Below are 13,188 nucleotides of genomic sequence, written 5' to 3'. Positions count from 1 at the left end.
GGTCGATGATGGTGTGTCAGATCGACAGATCGACGTCCTTCGTCTCCTTCACCAGCGAGACGCCGATGAGCGAGATCACCGCCGCCACGGCGATGTACACGCCGATCGTCCATGACGCCTTGAACTGGTTCATCAGGGCCTCGGCGATCATCGGTGCGAACGCTCCGCCGAGGATCGCGCCGAGGGCGTAGCCGATCGAGACGCCGGAGTAGCGCACGTTCGCGGGGAACATCTCCGCGTAGAGCGCCGCTTGGGGTCCGTAGGAGAGCCCGAGCGCGAACGTCATCACGAACAGCGCGACGAAGTACCAGAGGATGTTCGCGGTGTCGATCAGGAACCACATCGGCACGGCCCACAGCGCGAGGGCGATGTAGCCGATCTGGAACGTGCGGATGCGACCGAGCCGGTCGGACAGGTGCCCGCCCCACAGCGTGAACGCGAGCCAGCCGAACGAGGCGAGCGTCGTCGCCAGCAGCACGGGAGGGCGCTCCATGCCGAGGGCGGTGACGGCATAGGTCGCGAAGAACGCGATCAGCAGGTAGCCGGCGGCGTTGTTCGCGATGAAGATCACGGCGGTGAGGATGACCTGCTTGGTGTTCTTCTGGAACAGGCGCTTCAGGGGTGCCGACGCCTCTTTGCGGCGCTTGACCAGATCCGCGAAGATCGGGCTCTCGTCGACCGCGCGTCGGATCACGTAACCCACGCCGATCAGCACGATCGACAGCAGGAACGGGATGCGCCAGCCCCACTCGAGGAAGGCCTCCGGAGACATCGAGCTCGTCAGCGCCCACAGTGTGAACGTCGCGAGGATCATGCCGATCGGGACGCCGATCTGCGGGAACGCGCCGAACAGTCCGCGCCGTCCGCGTGGTGCGTGCTCCACGGCCATGAGGGCCGCGCCGCCCCACTCGCCGCCCGCCGAGAAGCCCTGCAGGACGCGGAGCAGGATGAGCAGGATCGGCGCTGCCACGCCGATCGCGGCATACGTGGGCAGAACGCCGATCAGCGAGGTCGACAGCCCCATCATGATGAGCGTGAGGACGAGCATCTTCTTGCGCCCCAGCTTGTCGCCGAGATGGCCGGCCACGATCGCGCCGAGCGGACGGAAGAGGAATGAGATGCCGATCGTGGCGAAGGAGAGCACCTGGGCCAGGCCGCGGTTCTCCTCCGCGATCGGGGCGAGGAAGAGCGGTGCGAGCACCAGGCCCGCTGCCTGCGCGTAGATGAAGAAGTCGTACCACTCGATCGAGGTGCCGACGAGGGTGCTGGCGAGTACCCGCCGCTCCTCGGCGGGCATCCGCCTGGTCGATGGCTGGTCGGAGACTGCTGACGTCATGCGAACTCCATTGTTCTGCGATTCTGAGGGACGGGAACGCGAGGAACCCGGTGATTAGTAACCGAATGATCGGTCAGTAATTGCCGAGCGTACCGCATCGACGGACTCAGATCGAGGTCAGACCCTCCCGAAGGCGCGCAGCGGATGCTCGACGAGCTCGGTCACTCGCCGCAGGAAGCCGGCCGCGTACCCTCCGTCGCAGACGCGGTGGTCGAACACGAGCGAGAGCTGCGCGATGCGCCGCACGACGATCTCGCCCTCGATGACCCACGGCCGCTCGATGATCCGGCCGATGCCGAGGATCGCGACATCCGGGTGGTTGATGATCGCCGCGGAACCGTCGACTCCGAGCCCGCCGTAGTTGTTGAGCGTGAACGTGGATCCGCGCAGGCGCTCGGGCGGCATCGATCCCGACCGTGCGGATGCCGCGAGCTCGCGCAGCGCCACGTCGAGCTGCTCCACGGTGAGGCGGTGGGCGCCGGGGATGACCGGCACCATCAGCCCGCGCTCGGTATCGGCGGCGACTCCGAGGTTCACGCCCTCGAAGGAGATGAGCTCTGCGGCGTCCTCGCTGAGGCGGGAGGCGAGCACCGGATAGTCCTCCAGTGCGAGCAGCACGAACCGTGCGAGGAGAGCGGTGACCGACGGGGCCTTGCCGCCTTCGGGCGCCATCTGCGCGCGCAGGTCCCAGAGCGCCGTGGCATCGACGTCGACCCAGACGGTGGCCTCGGGGATCTCGGCCCTGCTGCGGGCGAGTTTGGCGCTGACGGCCTTGCGCAGCGGCGACATGCGCTCGCGGGACCGCACGGCGAGCCCGTCGACGGATTCGCCGGTGCCGGTGGTGGTGGTCGGGGCAGTCGTGGTGGTCGTGTCGCGGTGGTGCGCGGCGGCACCGTCCACGGCATTGTCGACGGCCGCGCGGAGCACATCGGCGCGCGTCACGGCACCGTCGGGTCCGGTCGCGGCGATGGTGTGCACGTCGAGGCCGAGGTCGCGGGCGAGGCGGCGCACGAGCGGAGAGCGCACGGCGACGGGGCGGCGTGGCGCGGCATCCGCTTCTCGGACGATCGTCGGTTTCTCGGATGATTCGGCGGCGACGGTCTGCGAAACGGGGGTCTCTCCGACGTTTGCCGGAGTGCTCGCCCGCACCGCTGCCGGGCGGCGTCGGCGGCCGGATGATGCGCGCTCCGTGGTGCCGTACCCGATGAGCACGTTTCCGGACCCGGCACGCTCCTCCTCGCGGTACGCCTCCTGCTCGACGGCGCTCGCCGCGGCATCCGCATCTGCGAGATCCGTGCCGGCGCTCGCCGCGGGATCCGCGACCTCGAGAACCGGTGCACCCACGTCGATCGTGTCGCCGGCCGCGCCGTGCAGGGCGGTGACGACGCCGGCGAACGGCGAGGGCAGCTCGACGATGCTCTTCGCGGTCTCGACCTCGGCGATGGGCTGGTCGGTGACGATGGTGTCGCCGACGGCGACGAGCCACTGCACGAGACCGGCCTCGGTGAGTCCCTCGCCGAGATCCGGCAGGCGGAAGACCTGTGCGGTCCCGCTCTTCAGTTCGGTGCTCATACGTCCTCGTCCCAGTGCAGCGTGTCGATGGCGTCCAGCACCCGGTCGACGTCGGGCAGGTACCAGTGCTCGAGCTTCGGCGGCGCGTACGGCACATCGAAGCCGGTCACCCGGCGCACGGGAGCCTCGAGGAACTCGAAGCACCGCTCGAACACCCGCGCCTGGATCTCGGAGGCGACCGACGCGTATCCCGGTGCCTCGGCGATGACCACGGCGCGGCCCGTCGACTTCACGGCGGCGGTCACGGTCGCGTCGTCGAACGGCGAGAGCGACCGCACGTCGACGACCTGCACGCTGCGTCCTTCGGATGCGGCGACCTCGGCCGCCTCCAGCGCGAGCGGCACGGAGGCGCCGTACGCGAGCAGGGTCACATCGGTGCCCTCACGGGCGATGCGCGCTGTCCCGATCTCGGCCGTGATCGAGGTGTCGACCTCGCCCTTGCTCCAGTACAGCTTCTTCGGTTCGAGGAACACGACCGGGTCAGGCGACGCGATGGCCGCCCGCAGCAGCGAATACGCGTCCTGAGGCGTCGACGGACTGACGACGGTGAGCCCGGGAGTATGCGCGTAGTACGCCTCGGAGGAGTCGCAGTGGTGTTCGACACCGCCGATGCCGCCGCCGAACGGGATGCGGATCACCAACGGCATCCGCATTCCGCCGCGCGTGCGGTTGCCGAGCTTGGCGACGTGGCTCACGACCTGCTCGAAGGCGGGGAGGGCGAACGCGTCGAACTGGAGCTCGACCACCGGGCGCATGCCGTTCATGGCCATGCCGACGGCCGTGCCCACGATGCCGGACTCCGCGAGAGGCGTGTCGAAGCAGCGGTCTTCGCCGAAGCGTGCGGTGAGTCCGTCGGTGATGCGGAAGACACCGCCGAGTGCTCCCACGTCCTCGCCGAAGACGACGACGTCGGGATCGGACTCGATGGCGTCGGCGAGAGCGCGGTTGAGAGCGGCGGCCATGCTCATGGTCGTCACCTCGCGCGGCGGCGCGGCGGTCTCGGTACGCGTGTCGTCATGGGCGATGGTCATCGGTGGCTCCCCGTCTGCGTGCTTCCCGTTCCGGTGAGCTGCGAGCGTTCGATCTCGCCGCGCAGCAGCTGCCATTGCTCCTCGAGCTGCGTCGACCGCGTCTCGGTCACGAACCGGAAGAGGTCTTCGGGGTCGAGGTCGGCGTCGGTGTTCAGCGCGGCGCGCATCGCGGCCGCGATCTCCTCGGCACCGGCGGCGAACCGCTCTTCGGCCTCTGCATCGAGCGCGCCCGACTCGGTGAGATGGGTGCGCAGGCGGAGCAGAGGATCGCGCGCGACCCACTCCTGCACCTCCGCACGCTCCCGGTAGCGGGTGTCGTCGTCGGCGTTCGTGTGCGCCTGCATCCGGTAGGTGTGCGCCTCGACGAGCGAGGGTCCGCCGCCGGCCCGTGCCCGGGAGACGGCTTCGTCGAGCACGGCGAGCACCGCGGCGACGTCGTTGCCGTCGACGCGCTGCCCCGGCATCCCGTATCCGATGGCCTTGTGCGCGAGGGAAGGGGCGGCCGTCTGGCGGGACAGGGGAACCGAGATCGCGAACTCGTTGTTCTGCACGAAGAAGACGACCGGCACGTGGAACACGGCGGCGAAGTTCAGGGCCTCGTGGAAGTCGCCCTCGCTGGTGGCGCCGTCGCCGCAGAGCGCGAGCACGACCGTGTCCTCTCCGCGGTGCTTCGCGGACTGCGCGAACCCGACGGCGTGCAGCAGCTGCGTCGCGAGGGGAGTGGCCTGGGGGGCGACACGGTGTGCGCGCACGTCGTATCCCGAATGCCAGTCGCCCTTGAGGAGCACCATGGCATCCGCGGGTTCGACGCCCCGGGCGATCACGGCGACCGAGTCGCGGTAGGTGGGGAACAGCCAGTCGGAGTCGCCGAGGGTCATCGAGGCGCCAACCTGGCACGCCTCCTGGCCGTGCGACGACGGGTAGACGGCGAGTCGCCCCTGGCGCACGAGGGCGCCGGCCTGGTCGTTGATCCGCCGGCCTTCCACGAGGCCGCGATAGGCGCGGAGCAGGACCTCCGTGTCGGGGAGCGCGTACTGCTCATCGGCGACTGCCGTGCCGTTCTCGTCGATCAGTTGCACCGCGATGTCTCGCGGAAGCATGTCGGTGTGCGGCATCCGTCCGCCCTCCTGCTCGTCGTCTCTGCCGAACTCAGTGAGCCCAGCATGCCTCGCGATCGACATTCGTCCAAGAGAGCATCCAGAATCCTGGATGAAGCGTGCCGAATTGCCGCTTTCTGGAACGAAGTGTCAGAATCGAGGTGACGAAAGAGGGGTGCCATGACGACTCTGGACGAGATCGACCACGCGATCCTCGGCGAGCTGCGGCGCGACGCGCGCTCATCGATGACGGCGATCGCCGACGCTGTGCACATCTCTCGCGCCGGGGCCCACGCCCGCATCAAACGGCTGACGGATGCCGGCGTGATCACCGGCTACTCGGTGCGCACCGATCCCGTGCTGCTGGGGCATCACGCGAGCGCCTACGTGACCCTCGCGATCGAGCAGGCGACCTGGCAGGACGTGCGGGACCGTCTCAGAGCAATTCCCGAGATCGAGCACATGGCGCTGGTCGGGGGCGATTTCGACGTCATCCTGCTCGTGCGCGCCAACGACGCCAGGGACCTGCGCCGCATCGTGCTGGAGGACATCCAGGCCATCCCGTCGATCCGGTCGACGCGGACGACGCTCATCTTCGAGGACTTCGACTGACGGCGGATGCTCCCGTGGCGGTTGTGGTCGGTCATACGGCTATCCACCCGCCACAACGGCCACGGGAACGCCGTGACTCAGCCGATCGTCAGCGCGAAGCCGTCGGCGAGGGGCGCGATCGAGACGTGCGAGAGATCGTCGACACGGTAGGTGGGGGAGTGCGCGGCCGCATGCGCCCCGACGCCGAGCACCCGCATGCCCGCCGCGAGACCCGCCTGGATGCCGGCGCCCGAGTCCTCGAAGACGATGCAGTCGGCGGGGTCGACGCCCAGCAGCTTCGCGCCGAGCAGGAACCCCTCCGGGTCGGGCTTCGACGCCGACACGTTCTCCGCGGTGACCGCGATGGCGGGGACGGCGAGCCCTGCCGCCTGCATCCGCGCGGTCATCAGCGCGACGTTCGCCGAGGTGACGATGGCGTGCGGGAAGGGCGCCAGCGCCTCCAGCACCGCTCCGGCGCCCGGGATCGAGACCACGCCGTCGACGTCGCTCGCCTCGGTGGCGAGCATGATGTCGTTCTCGCGCAGGTTGATCGCATGGTCGCGCTCGGGCAGCATGATCGCCATGCTCTGATGCCCCTGGCGACCGTGCACGACGCTCAGCACGGTCTCGGGCTCGAGTCCGTGCGGCTCGGCCCAGGCGAGCCAGAGGCGCTCCACGACCGCAGTCGAGTCGACGAGGGTGCCGTCCATGTCGAGCAGGACGGCGCGGGCGTGGATGGTCTCGGTCACCCTCTCAGGCTAACCTCCCGTCCGCCGTCGATTCGCCCGCGGAGCGCTTCTAGGATGTGGGCGGAAGGGAACACGATGAGAGCTTTCGCCGACAGAGCGATGCGGGTGCTGCGGCAGCTGCGCGGGGCGGACACCCCGGATGCGGTCTTCGAGGCGACGGCGCTGCTCGTCGGTGCCGCCTTCCTGGTGATCGGCTTCGGAATCGGGCTGCCCGTGTTCTGGGGACGAGAGCTGGCGATCAGCGGCTCCGGCTCCCTCGGGGTCTTCGTGGCGTTCGGCGGCGCAGTCACGGCGGTGCTGGCTTTCGTGCTGGGACGGCTGGTCGTCCGCCCGGAGAAGCCGAGTCCGGATGCCGTGCGCGACGGGTTCAGCGTGCCCGGCGACCGCCTGCGCTGGTACGACCTCATCGCCATCGCCTTCGCGCATGCGGCGATCGCCTATCTGGGCTGGATCGGCATCGCGGAGTTGCTCGAGCGGAGCTTCACGGACGCGCCGGTGTTCGCGTTCCCTGGCGCGGTGCTGGTCGCGGTCGCGTTCGCCCTGACCGGATACGTCGTGTTCCTCAGCGCGGTCGCGCTGACGCCGATGGTGCTGTCGCTCGTGCTCGCCGTGTTCCTGGTGGTCGGCGCGTTCGCGAGCATGCTGGCCTCCAGCGACCCGCACTGGTGGCGGGACAACCTGTCGGCGCTGGGGATGAGCACGAACGGCTCGTCGATCGCGTTCAACGTCACGCTCGTCATCGCCGGCATCATGGTGACGACGATCGCGCGGTACGCCACGGCAGGGCTGCCGGCGACCGACCCTCTCGACCGGCGAGGGCGGTTCATCGTGCGAGGCGGACTCATCCTGATGGGCATCTTCCTCGCCTGCGTCGGGATCTTCCCGGTCGATGAGTTCTTCGTGGTGCACAACACCGTGGCGACCGGGATGGCCGTCGTCTTCGCGGTGGTCGTGATCGGACTGCCGTGGTTGCTGCCCACGATCCCTCGGGTGTTCGTCGCGTTCGGCTGGGCGTACGTGCTCGTGATCATCCTGCTGGCCGCGTTCTTCGCGGTCGGCTACTACAACCTCACGGCCGTCGAGCTCATCGCCGCGGTGCTGATCTTCAGCTGGATCATCGTTTTCCTGCGAACAGCGGGTTCGGTCGTCACGGGTTCGCCGTCGGCGAGTGCCGTCGCGGCGACGGCGGATGCGGACGCGACCCAGTAGACGGCGGCGTCGGACTCACTCGCCGCGGAGCGCGCGCGTGGCGTCGGCGGTGCGCTCCAGTGCGTGCACGGTGTGCGCATGGCGGCGCTGCGCGACCCCGAGGAAGATGCAGTCGACGAGTGCCAGCTGGGCGATGCGGCTGACCATCGCCCCGGCGCGGAACCGGGGTTCCCTGGCGTGCGTGAGCAGGGTGCGGTCGGATGCCTCGGCGAGCGGGGTGTCTGCGGCGCTCGTCACGCCGATCGTGGTGGTGCCGGCGGAGCGGGCAGCCTGCAGGAACCGCACGGTCTCGATCGTCGTGCCCGAGTTCGAGAAGCCGATCGCGACCGACCGGGTCGCGCCGAGCGCGGCAGCGGCACTCGCCTCGTGGGCATCGGAGAGCACGATCGCGCTGCGGCCGATCCGCAGCAGCTTGTGTCCCAGGTCGTCGGCGACCAGCCGGCTGGCCCCGACGCCGAACAGGAGGATGCGGTGGGCCTGATCGATGGCGTCGACCGCGGCGTCGAGCGCGTCGTAGTCGAGGTTGCCCACGGTCTCCTCGATCGCGAGGGCTTCGAGCGCGGCGACCTTCGCCGTCGCATCCCGCAGCGAATCGCCGACCGAGATCTCTGATCCGAACGAGGTGGGGGCGCTGAGCTGGGCCGACTCGCGTCCGAGCTCGGTCGCGAGAGCCATCCGCAGGGCTGGGTAGCCGCTCAGGCCGATCGTGCGGCAGAACCGCACGACGGATGCGACCGAGGTGTCGCAGGCGGCGGCGAGTTCGGTGATGGTGCTTCGGGTGACCATGACCGGATCGTCGCCGATGACGCGGGCGATGCGGGCGAGAGACGGGGGCAGTGTCTCAGCGGCCGTCGCGATCGTCGTCTGGATGCTCATTCCATCTCCGTTCCGGAGGTCAGGTATGAACAATTGTTTCATGATGCGCTGACGATGCGTAGACTATTTTCATGCTTTCTCCGCTCGACGCCATCGCGGTCGACCTCGGCAAGTCGAGGTGCCGTGTCGTCGTCGACTCCGCCGCCGGCGTCGTGCGCGATGGTGTCGGTGCACCGGGGTTGGCCGCCTCCGGGGGAGTCGATGCCGCGCTCGCTGCGATCCTTCCGTTGGTGTCGGGTATCGACATGTCCTCGATCGGGTGCATCAGCGTGGGTGCCGCGGGGGCGTGGACGGCGCCGGAGGCGGCATCCGAACTCGCCCGGCGCCTCGTCGCCGAACTCGGCGTCCCTGTCGTTGTCGCGTCCGACGTGGTCACCGCGCACATCGGCGCGCTCGACGGTGGCGAAGGCGCGCTGCTCATCGCCGGCACCGGAGCGGCGGCGCTCGGCATCGACGCCGACGGCGCCCGGCTCGTCGACGGCTGGGGTCCGGAGCTCGGCGACTTCGGTAGCGGGTCGTGGCTCGGTCGCGAGGCGCTGCGGGCCGTGCTGCGCACCTCCGACGGACTCGCTGCCGAGACCGCGCTGACCCGAGTTCTTGCGGAACCCGTCGGCTCGGCATCCGACGTCGGCGGCTGGCTCGCGCAGAGCGGATCGCTGCCCCGACGCCTCGCCACCCTCGCCCCGCTCGTGCTGGATGCTGCGGCCACGGGCGACGCCACCGCGGCGGCCATCGTCGCGGAAGGAGTCCGCCTGCTCACCGTCTCGGCTGTCGGCGCCTCTGCGCGGACGCACGAGGTGGCCGTGCACGGCGGACTCACCCACCATGCCTGGTTCCGGGATGCCCTGGAATCCTCGCTGCACGCCGCCGGCCGACACGTCGTGGCTGCGCACGGCGACGCTCTGGACGGCGCGCGGATGCTCGCTCGCCGCAGTGATCTTCCCCACGAAAGGTTCGTCCACCGTGCCGAATGACGACAGACTGTCTGCTCTCCTCACCGTGCTCTCCAGCCTCGACACCGAGGCGTCCGCGACGGAGCGGGGAGACCTCGATCTGCTCGACACCGCAGAGCTGGTGCGGCGGATGAATCTCGAGGACGCGCGGGTGCCCGAGGCCGTCGGGCAGCGCGTCGCGGAGATCGCGGCCGCGGTCGACGGCATCACGGAGCGCTTCCGCCGCGGAGGCCGGCTCATCTACATCGGAGCCGGAACCGCGGGGCGCATCGGCGTGCTAGACGCGAGCGAGTGCCCACCCACCTTCGGCACCGATCCCTCGATGGTCGTCGGCCTCATCGCCGGAGGCGAGACCGCCATCCGCGCGGCCGTGGAGAATGCCGAGGATGACGACGAGGCCGCCGCGATCTCTCTGCGCGAGCTCGGGCTCAACGACCGCGACACCGTGGTGGGCATCTCGGCCTCGGGGCGCACGCCCTATGTCGTCGGCGGCCTGCGCTTCGCCCGCGGCACCGGCGCGCTGACCGTCGCGATCGCCTCGAACGCCGACTCCGCGATCGGTGCCGAGGCCGACATCGCCATCGAGGTCGTGACCGGCCCCGAGTTCATCTCCGGCTCCACGCGTCTGAAGTCCGGCACGGCGCAGAAGCTCGTGGTGAACATGCTGACCACGTTGTCGATGATCAAGCTCGGCAAGACGTACCGCGGTGTGATGGTCGACCTGCTGGCCACGAACGAGAAGCTCCACGCGCGGTCGATCCGCACCGTGTCGCAGCTCGCGGGCGTGGGCGTCGACGAAGCATCGACCGCGCTGACGGCAGCGGACGGCTCGGTCAAGCTCGCCCTGCTGACGCTCGCGACGGCCGCGTCGCCCGAGGCCGCGGCATCCGCTCTCCGTGACGCCGACGGCATCCTGCGCGAAGCGATCGCCGCGCTGGCCTGAGAACGCGGTCGGCCGCCGCGGCGGTCGATCAATAGGATGCGACTGTGGATCCTCTCGTCCCGGCTGCGCCGTGGTTCGCCGTCGCGGCGGCAGTCGTCGCGGCGGCCGCGTGCGTCGCAGCCTGGAAAGCCGTGCCGTGGCAGGGGAGGCAGGTCGCGCTGGTGCTCGCCGGCGCGATGCTCGCCATCGTGCTCGCCGACGGCAGCCCGTTGGTCGGTCTGGGCATCGGCGCACTGCTCCTGATCTCGGCGATGGTCGCGACGATCGGAGTGCGAGGCACTCCTGCCGCCGCCCTGTGCGTGCAGCGCGCGGTCGTGGCGCTGGTGATGGCGGTCTGCGCCCTGGAGAGCGCCGCGCCCGGTGCGCCGGCCGCGACGACGGCGGGGCACGGGCATGGTGGACAGGCGCTGTCGGGAATCCTGCCGATCATCGTGGTCGCCGGAGTCGTCGGGGTGGTGCTGTGGACTCTCGTCTCGGAATGGGTCATGGAGCCCGTGCACGACAAGCGTGCGGCACGGATGATCACGATCGAGTCGTGGGCGCTGGCCGCGGGGCTCGCGGTGGTGTGCCTCGGGCTCTGAGCGCGCGGGGGTTCTTGTTCTGGGGCAGTCGGGGACGTTCCGGTAGCGTGGCCGGATGCCCCTCGCCCTGATCACCGGTGCTGCGCGCGCGAACAGCATCGCCGCGGGAATCGTCCCTCGCCTGCGCGCTGCGGGATGGACCGTCGTCACCAGCGACCTCCACGACGCGGACCACATCGCCGATCTCTCGTCGCACGACGGTCCCGCGGCGTTGATCGACGAGGTGAATCGGGAGCACGGGGTGATCTCCGCGCTCATCCTGAGTCACGCGCACGATGTGGAGTCGGGCATCCTCGACACCACAGCGGACAGCTTCGACCTGCACGTCGCCGTGAACGCTCGGGCGAGCCTGCTGCTCATCGCGGCATTCGCGCGACAGGCGGGTGACGACGGTGGGGTGATCGTGGCCCTCACCAGCGACCACGTCACCGGGAACCTGCCGTACGGGGCATCCAAGGGGGCGCTCGATCGTCTCGTGATCTCCGCGGCGCGCGAGCTCGGCCCGCGCGGCATCTCGGCCAATGTGCTGAACCCCGGCCCGATCGACACCGGCTGGATGGACGACGCGACCCGCACGGGCCTCCGGGAGATGACGCCGCGGGGCAGGCTCGGCCGGCCGGGCGATGTCGCCGCCGTGGTGGAGTTCCTCGTGTCGGATGAGGGACGCTGGATCTCGGGGCAGCTGATCAAGTCGGACGGGGCGTTCTCGGCGGAGTTCTGAAGGGTGCTCGGTTCTCCGTCGATTCTTGGCGCCGGATGCCGCTCACACGACTCTCACCGACCGCCGCCGCCATGCCTTCGGGACGACCAATATACTTCGAACATCCTTTCGAATGTCGGGTGGTTCGCGGGTAATCTGGGGGCATGTCGAAGCTCCCTGGTCTGGTCGAGGCGGTCACCCGCCTCGAAGACGCGTGGGCGGGCGCGGATGATGCGACGGGGTTGTCGCGGGAGCAGTTGATCGCCGTGAATGACGCGATCGGTGTGGTGCAACGTCGCCTGGAGGCGACGCATGCGGATGTCGCGGCGCGGATCGCCTACGAGTCCCGTACCGAGCTCGGGTCGGGGAGTCTGGCGAAAGAGCACGGATACCGGACCGCGGGGAAACTGCTCGCGGCGACCGGCGGGATCTCGGCCGGGGACGCGTCCCGCCTGGTGAAAGTGGGGGAGGCGACCGCCCCGCGCACGGACCTGCTGGGGGCGAAGCTCCCTGCCCGGTACGAGCTGTTGCGGGAAGCGCTCGCGTCGGGGGCGTTGAGTATCGCCGCGGCCGGGTTGATCATCGCCCTGCTGGATCGATGCCGTGTGGTGGCCGGGGTGGGGCGGATCGGGTTGGCGGAGGAGATCCTCGCGGAGCGGTGTGCGGGGCTGGGGTTGGATGATGTCCGCAAGGTGATCGCCCGGGCGGAGGCCTGGTTGGACCCCGATGGGGTGGAGCCGAAGGATGAGGAGCGCCGGGCGAAGCGGTCGTGCACGATCTTCGAACGCGACGGCATGGTACACCTGAACGCCGTGCTGGATGCCGAGACGGCAGCCCCCGTCGTGACTGCCCTGCGGGGATATGTCACGGCCGCGTTCAACGCCCGGATGGATGCTCCCACCCCGGACGCGGCGGATGCGGACCGGCGCACCGTGCCGATGCTGCAGGCCGATGCTCTCGCAATGTTCTGCGCGCACGTTCTCGGCTGCGAGTCCCGGGTGCCGCTCGCGGGGGCGACGGTCATCGTCCGGTTGACGCTGGATGATCTGCGGGCCGGATCCGGGGCGGCGACAGTGGACGGGATGGATCACCCGGTGAACATCGGCGCCGCGAGACGCATGGCCGCCGCGGGCGGGATCATCCCCTGGGTGTGCGGGGGAAAGAGCGAAGTTCTCGATTGGGGGAGGGAGAGACGCCTGTTCACCCGAGCCCAACGATTGGCGCTCGCGGAACGAGATGGTGGGTGTGCGATGTGCGGACTCCCACCCGGGATGACGAAAGCACACCACATCAAATGGTGGACGAGAGATCACGGACCCACCGACCTGTCCAACGGGGTACTCCTATGCGAGACGTGTCACCACCGGATCCACGACAACGGGTGGGACATCCGCATCGACGGGACCGGAGTCACCGCACGGGTCTGGTTCATCCCGCCCGCGTACGTCGACCCCGCCCGCACACCCCGCACCGGCGGACGACACCGATTCGACATCGCCGCATGAACACGCCCTGCGACGTCACGACCACGACCACGACCACGGAGCCGG

At 69.7% G+C, this 13,188-nt stretch carries 13 protein-coding genes; 7 read left to right on the top strand and 6 right to left on the bottom strand.

What is annotated here, in order from left to right; genetic code table 11:
* Positions 1–16: 16 nt before the first annotated feature.
* The 4 genes from LC452_RS13890 to LC452_RS13875 all read right to left on the bottom strand — a co-directional run bounded on the left by LC452_RS13890 (position 17) and on the right by LC452_RS13875 (position 5,054).
* Positions 17–1,336: an MFS transporter gene (locus LC452_RS13890; RefSeq protein ID WP_223626306.1), complete on the bottom strand. Its 1,320-nt coding sequence runs from the start codon at positions 1,334–1,336 to the stop codon at positions 17–19.
* A 117-nt stretch (positions 1,337–1,453) separates the two neighbouring features.
* The gene (locus LC452_RS13885) at positions 1,454–2,908 is read right to left on the bottom strand and encodes a dihydrolipoamide acetyltransferase family protein (protein WP_223626305.1); all 1,455 of its coding nucleotides are present in this window, start codon (positions 2,906–2,908) and stop codon (positions 1,454–1,456) included.
* A complete protein-coding gene (locus LC452_RS13880; protein ID WP_223626303.1) occupies positions 2,905–3,939 on the bottom strand; it encodes an alpha-ketoacid dehydrogenase subunit beta in 1,035 nt (344 codons plus the stop codon). The genes LC452_RS13885 and LC452_RS13880 overlap by 4 nt, the downstream gene beginning before the upstream one ends.
* Positions 3,936–5,054 (bottom strand): thiamine pyrophosphate-dependent enzyme, encoded by a 1,119-nt coding sequence (locus LC452_RS13875; protein WP_223626302.1) that lies wholly within the window; start codon positions 5,052–5,054, stop codon positions 3,936–3,938. Before LC452_RS13875 ends, LC452_RS13880 begins: the two co-directional genes overlap by 4 nt.
* A 162-nt stretch (positions 5,055–5,216) precedes the next feature.
* Between LC452_RS13875 and LC452_RS13870 the strand changes: the two genes are divergently transcribed.
* Entirely contained in the window at positions 5,217–5,648 is a 432-nt protein-coding gene (locus LC452_RS13870; protein ID WP_223626300.1) for an Lrp/AsnC family transcriptional regulator, read from the top strand.
* A gap of 77 nt (positions 5,649–5,725) precedes the next feature.
* On the opposite strand, the gene LC452_RS13865 is transcribed toward LC452_RS13870, so the two are convergent.
* Positions 5,726–6,376, bottom strand: coding sequence for an HAD-IA family hydrolase (locus LC452_RS13865; protein ID WP_223626298.1), 651 nt, complete (start codon positions 6,374–6,376; stop codon positions 5,726–5,728).
* Between the two features lie 75 nt (positions 6,377–6,451).
* On the opposite strand from LC452_RS13865, the gene LC452_RS13860 reads away from it, so the two are divergent.
* Positions 6,452–7,585 carry a DUF998 domain-containing protein gene (locus LC452_RS13860; protein WP_223626297.1) on the top strand — a complete coding sequence of 378 codons (1,134 nt, stop codon included), beginning with the start codon at positions 6,452–6,454 and terminating at the stop codon, positions 7,583–7,585.
* Between the two features lie 15 nt (positions 7,586–7,600).
* Here LC452_RS13860 and LC452_RS13855 read toward each other — a convergent pair whose 3' ends face one another.
* Complete coding sequence (locus tag LC452_RS13855; protein WP_223626295.1) at positions 7,601–8,461, bottom strand: MurR/RpiR family transcriptional regulator; 861 nt, start codon at positions 8,459–8,461, stop codon at positions 7,601–7,603.
* A 71-nt stretch (positions 8,462–8,532) separates the two neighbouring features.
* Between LC452_RS13855 and LC452_RS13850 the strand changes: the two genes are divergently transcribed.
* The 5 genes from LC452_RS13850 (at position 8,533) to LC452_RS13830 (ending at position 13,143) form a co-directional block, all read left to right on the top strand.
* Positions 8,533–9,435 (top strand): N-acetylglucosamine kinase, encoded by a 903-nt coding sequence (locus LC452_RS13850; protein ID WP_223626293.1) that lies wholly within the window; start codon positions 8,533–8,535, stop codon positions 9,433–9,435.
* Positions 9,425–10,357: an N-acetylmuramic acid 6-phosphate etherase gene (murQ, locus tag LC452_RS13845; protein ID WP_223626291.1), complete on the top strand. Its 933-nt coding sequence runs from the start codon at positions 9,425–9,427 to the stop codon at positions 10,355–10,357. Before LC452_RS13850 ends, murQ begins: the two co-directional genes overlap by 11 nt.
* Before the next feature lie 44 nt (positions 10,358–10,401).
* Positions 10,402–10,938, top strand: a complete 537-nt coding sequence (locus LC452_RS13840; RefSeq protein WP_223626289.1) for a hypothetical protein — start codon at positions 10,402–10,404, stop codon at positions 10,936–10,938.
* A gap of 55 nt (positions 10,939–10,993) precedes the next feature.
* Entirely contained in the window at positions 10,994–11,659 is a 666-nt protein-coding gene (locus LC452_RS13835; RefSeq protein ID WP_223626287.1) for an SDR family oxidoreductase, read from the top strand.
* A gap of 143 nt (positions 11,660–11,802) precedes the next feature.
* The gene (locus LC452_RS13830) at positions 11,803–13,143 is read left to right on the top strand and encodes an HNH endonuclease signature motif containing protein (protein ID WP_223626285.1); all 1,341 of its coding nucleotides are present in this window, start codon (positions 11,803–11,805) and stop codon (positions 13,141–13,143) included.
* The last annotated feature ends 45 nt before the right edge of the window (positions 13,144–13,188 follow it).

The organism is Microbacterium sp. EST19A (assembly GCF_019969685.1).
Taxonomy (GTDB): Bacteria; Actinomycetota; Actinomycetes; order Actinomycetales; family Microbacteriaceae; genus Microbacterium.
Note: the sequence above shows the minus strand (reverse complement) of the source record. Positions and strands in the feature narration are given on the sequence as shown.

Excerpts from the sequence above, each read along its gene's own strand:
- LC452_RS13890 (WP_223626306.1), bottom strand. The coding sequence starts at position 1,336 with ATGACGTCAGCAGTCTCCGACCAGCCATCGACCAGGCGGATGCCCGCC.
- LC452_RS13885 (WP_223626305.1), bottom strand. The coding sequence starts at position 2,908 with ATGAGCACCGAACTGAAGAGCGGGACCGCACAGGTCTTCCGCCTGCCG.
- LC452_RS13880 (WP_223626303.1), bottom strand. The coding sequence starts at position 3,939 with ATGACCATCGCCCATGACGACACGCGTACCGAGACCGCCGCGCCGCCG.
- LC452_RS13875 (WP_223626302.1), bottom strand. The coding sequence starts at position 5,054 with ATGCCGCACACCGACATGCTTCCGCGAGACATCGCGGTGCAACTGATC.
- LC452_RS13870 (WP_223626300.1), top strand. The coding sequence starts at position 5,217 with ATGACGACTCTGGACGAGATCGACCACGCGATCCTCGGCGAGCTGCGG.
- LC452_RS13860 (WP_223626297.1), top strand. The coding sequence starts at position 6,452 with ATGAGAGCTTTCGCCGACAGAGCGATGCGGGTGCTGCGGCAGCTGCGC.
- LC452_RS13855 (WP_223626295.1), bottom strand. The coding sequence starts at position 8,461 with ATGAGCATCCAGACGACGATCGCGACGGCCGCTGAGACACTGCCCCCG.
- LC452_RS13850 (WP_223626293.1), top strand. The coding sequence starts at position 8,533 with ATGCTTTCTCCGCTCGACGCCATCGCGGTCGACCTCGGCAAGTCGAGG.
- LC452_RS13835 (WP_223626287.1), top strand. The coding sequence starts at position 10,994 with ATGCCCCTCGCCCTGATCACCGGTGCTGCGCGCGCGAACAGCATCGCC.
- LC452_RS13830 (WP_223626285.1), top strand. The coding sequence starts at position 11,803 with ATGTCGAAGCTCCCTGGTCTGGTCGAGGCGGTCACCCGCCTCGAAGAC.